Source organism: Halanaerobium sp., from assembly GCF_003070835.1.
The window spans coordinates 1-4,115 of sequence record NZ_QBLR01000299.1 but is presented as its reverse complement, the minus strand read 5'-3'; the positions used below and the strand labels follow the sequence as shown (position 1 = coordinate 4,115).

4 protein-coding genes are annotated in these 4,115 nt (G+C 30.8%); 1 reads left to right on the top strand and 3 read right to left on the bottom strand.

All coding sequences use genetic code 11. From position 1 onward, the window contains the following. On the bottom strand, nucleotides 1-242 hold a 242-nt coding region (locus CI949_RS17800), incomplete at its 3' end, for a UPF0236 family transposase-like protein (RefSeq protein WP_290768834.1). A gap of 504 nt (nucleotides 243-746) precedes the next feature. Here CI949_RS17800 and CI949_RS17795 point away from each other — a divergent pair. Further along, the gene (locus tag CI949_RS17795; protein ID WP_290768831.1) at nucleotides 747-1,187 is read left to right on the top strand and encodes an HAD family phosphatase; all 441 of its coding nucleotides are present in this window, start codon (nucleotides 747-749) and stop codon (nucleotides 1,185-1,187) included. 351 nt (nucleotides 1,188-1,538) lie between these two features. Here the strand turns inward: CI949_RS17795 and CI949_RS17790 are convergent, their stop codons facing one another. After that, nucleotides 1,539-3,038: an SLC13 family permease gene (locus CI949_RS17790; RefSeq protein WP_290768828.1), complete on the bottom strand. Its 1,500-nt coding sequence runs from the start codon at nucleotides 3,036-3,038 to the stop codon at nucleotides 1,539-1,541. Nucleotides 3,039-3,431: 393 nt separating this feature from the next. Then, a complete protein-coding gene (locus CI949_RS17785) occupies nucleotides 3,432-3,566 on the bottom strand; it encodes a hypothetical protein (RefSeq protein ID WP_290768825.1) in 135 nt (44 codons plus the stop codon). Between the last annotated feature and the right edge of the window lie 549 nt (nucleotides 3,567-4,115).

The following is a 4,115-nucleotide window of genomic DNA, read 5'->3' as shown; positions in this document are numbered from 1 at the left end:
TTGGAATCTTGGTAGTATCTCCTTTTGATAGTCACTTCACCAAAAAGAGTATCAATAGTTCTTTCTTTGATATCTTTAAGTTTGAATTTATCTTTATCTCTGTTTTCCATGATAGCCTGATCAATTTCCTCTAAGATCTTTTTAAATCTTTTTCTAGCTTCTTTACATACAATTCTAAAAATTTCTTTCTCTACATCCTTGAAATTAGTCTTATTTTGTAATATTCTTAAATCAAGTTCCAAGGGGCCTCACTCCTTTCTTTGATTTTTGTCCTTGTGAGGCTCCTTCTTTATTTATATTAAAATTCCTGCCTATTTATTCAAATCAATTCTTAAAACCCACTTTTATTTTACACTAACTAATGTATGTCAGTACCGGAAAAAGAAAGCTGGAAATATATGCAGCAGAACGCGAGCTATCTGAAGTCAAAATGAGAGTTGCTATCGAAGCTGGAGTAACAAACAGTTGGTATAAGCTTGTAGGTTAGAGACGGACTGGTAATCGGACTTGACCACTTTAATTTAAGCGGTAAGGGACAGGAAATAGGAGAGGACTTAGGTTTTAAAATAGAACTTAATATTTAATTTTTAAAAACAATTCAAATAAGTAGTATGGGGAGATAAATGTGATAAAAATCAAAATATATCAAAGGGAAACAATCTGGAAAATATAATTAAAGAACATATTGAAAATTTTTATCTAAGCTTAAAAGAAAATGATATTCAAATAATAGATGGACTGGAGTTTTGGTAAAAAAACTTTCTAAAATTAATAAAAAAATGATAATTGGTTCCTCAGGTTTTCCAAGAATAATTAAATATGTTTATCAAAAACTTAACTTAAATAAATATATGGAAGAATTTATTGATATAAACAAAATCAATAATGGCAAACCAAATCTAGAAATATTTTTACAAGCAGCAAATGCTTTAAATACAAATCCCAAAAACTGTATTGTAGTAGAAGATTCTGAAAATGGTATAAAAGCTGCTAAAAATGCTGGAATGAAATGTGTAGCATATAACGGAAGAAATAGTAATTTCCAAAATCTAGAACTTGCTGATTTTATAATAAATAAATATAATGATGAGAACTTCAAAAAAATTTTTAATAATATAAATCTTAATATTGAAATTCCAAAAAGTATATCTAATTTAAGTATATTAGTATTTAAACTATTTGAATAAATCCTGACACAATCCTAACAAAAAATCTGATAACAGCTGATACTAGCTGATAAATTATTAGACAAAAACCACCTCAAATCACTGTTTTAGCAGAATAGTTGGCAATACCTGATACTAACTAACAAAGCCCAGTACGGACTTGAAATCCGGTGAAGCCGAAAGGTGTCTGGGTTCGAGTCCCAGTCTCTCCGCCATTGAATATTAAGGGCTAACGCCCATTTTAAAAAACCCGCCGAGAAGCGGGTTTTTCTTTGTTTTAGGGTGAATCCTATCAAAATCCTGATATTTGATTTCAAAAACTTTTTAATACTTAGTCCGTAACAAAAAATATTTGCTATTACATTTAATAATTTAAAGTACTCCCCACCAGGGTAAAAATTGATCTAAAATATAAGCAAGTCCGGTTGAAAGAATAAATCCAATTATAGCAATAATTACCCCATGCTTAAACATTGTTTTTAAATTAACACCATAACCTGCACTTACTGCAAGACAACCATTACCTGAAGCTATAGCAAAAGATAAATTAACAGAAACAGTTAAAAGTAATATTATTGGGACTGGATTTAATCCTTTAGATATAAAAAGCTGAATTATTACTGGCAAAAGCAAAGCTGCAGACGCTGTGTTTGTAGAAATATTTGTAAGTAAAGCTGTTACTCCTCCAAAAATAAGAAAAGTAAAAATGCCATATCCACTTGCAAAGAAGCTGAGATTATTACCGATGATTTCTGCCAGACCAGAAAATTCTAACACCTTTGCTAAAGCTAAAGCACTTGGCCAAACTATCATTACCGTTATAGGAAAATAACCCATACTTTTTATTGATAATACATTTTCTTTTTCTTCAGTTGGTATAAAAAATAGCAAAAATGCAAGGCTAAAGAACACAAAAGCTGGATCTAAAAATGGTAACAAATTAGAATAAAGAGGTTCTAAAAAAGCTGAAGCAACTGCTAAAACAAAGACAAGAGCAGAATATATTTCCCCCTTTTTCATTTTTCCCATTTTATCTAACTCTTTTTGATATATTTCTTTAGAGCCGGGTAATTTAACGTCTTCAGATTGTAAAATATGACTTATGTAAAAACCGATAAATGGAATAAACATAAGAGTAAAAGGAAGCATTCGCAATGTCCATTCATAAAAATATATTTTTCTGCCCACAGCTTCATTTAAAAATTCATAAATTAATAAATTTTGTCCACCACCTAAAGGAGTAGGAAGACTTCCAATGGATGCTCCCCAGGCAATTGCCAGCAAAATATTTGTGGCTGCCTTATTATTCCATCTTTTTGCATTTGAATCAAAACCTAAATAATTCAGAAGTGTAACAGCTACTGGTACAAATACTGCTGCAGTTACAGTATCAGCAATAATTGAGCTTAATAATGCAGAAATTAAAAACCAGGCCCATATTTGTTTGCGAGCACTATTCCCAAAAAAAGAAAGTATCTTGAGTGATAGTCTTTTCGCAATACCCCATCTCTGCCAGGCTGCTCCCATAGCACAGCTTCCGACAATTAAAAATACTATTCTATGGCTAAATACTCTTACTATCTCTCCAACTGGTGCTATAGGTATAAATGTGGTTACAAAAATTGGAACTAAAGCTGTGATTGCGACTGCAATATGACCGCTTGTCCACCAGAAAGCCATCCAAATCAAAATACCTAATCCACCTCGTGCTTGCCAGTCTAAACCAGGAATAGGCAGCAGAAATATAATAAGAAAAATTAAGGGCCCTAAAAGTATATATGAAATATTACCCATATCGACCCCAAAATTATCTACTAAAAATCTTCCTTCTTCCTGCAGTTCTTTTTCGATATCTTGAATTTCCCTATTCATAAAATATATGTACCTCCCAAAATTATTTGTTTTTCTTATCTTCATATAAGTTACAAGTACAAATATGATAAAATATTAATTATTATTACTAATCTCGCTATAATTTTTTTGACTCTTATTTAATTATTTCAATAAGCACCTTATAAATTCCTTTTTTACTAATAGCTCTAAATATCTAAACAATTTATGATTGCACTGCGAAAAGTCTAAAATAATTCAAAAAATAAAAATCTAAAAAATTAAATATTGGTATTAGGACATCTGTCCGGTGATATCTGAAAAGATATTATTCCAGAAGTATATATTTGAACCTGGAGTGCACCTTTTATGTGCATATTTCCGATTTTGATTTCATTTTCAATGCCCTGACCAGCTGTTTTAAGTTGTAGCCGATCATTTTATACAGACTGCTGATTTAGCTTTAACCAGTCCTGTTACTTTGGATTTATCAAGTTCCTGTGATCTTTTCAGTACACTTTGATCTGAATTTATAGTCTTTACAGTCTTCTTTTTTAAACCTGTCTGCATAGGTATCGCTGCTTTCTAAGTATTTATCTTTATCTGGTTTCTTACCCATAGGACAGGAAATAACTCCCTGTTTTCAGAAAGATAAAATCCAGCAGTGTTTTGCTATTGATATTCTCTAATCTATCGTTTAAAAAGTTGATATACCATTATCTTCAAAATACATGTCAGCAAATTTATATTCATCAATATTATTAAAAATATGTGATTTGAATTTGCCAGCCCAGCCCTGTTCAAGTTCTTCGACCAGACTCTGGGGTGAATTAAAGTCAAAATCACCAAAAACAATATTTTCATCTTCTTCAAATAGAGAATTGCGTGAAGTCCAAGTATATGCTAGAGAAGTTGGTAAAACTTCTATTACAAATCTATATCATTAATATATGTGGTGATTATTTTATCTGGCATTGTCTTTTTAATCGAAAAAAATAAAAAAATAAATCTAAATCTTCACAAAAGTAGGGTTTGAAGTGGTTTTTCTCTAATCAGTAAACTTCCTGTGTTGCAAGCCTTATTTTCCTGGGTCACTTTTAAATTATCATATACAACTTA

Coding starts and splice junctions, on each gene's coding strand:
- CI949_RS17785 (WP_290768825.1), bottom strand. CDS start 3,566: ATGCAGACAGGTTTAAAAAAGAAGACTGTAAAGACTATAAATTCAGAT.
- CI949_RS17790 (WP_290768828.1), bottom strand. CDS start 3,038: ATGAATAGGGAAATTCAAGATATCGAAAAAGAACTGCAGGAAGAAGGA.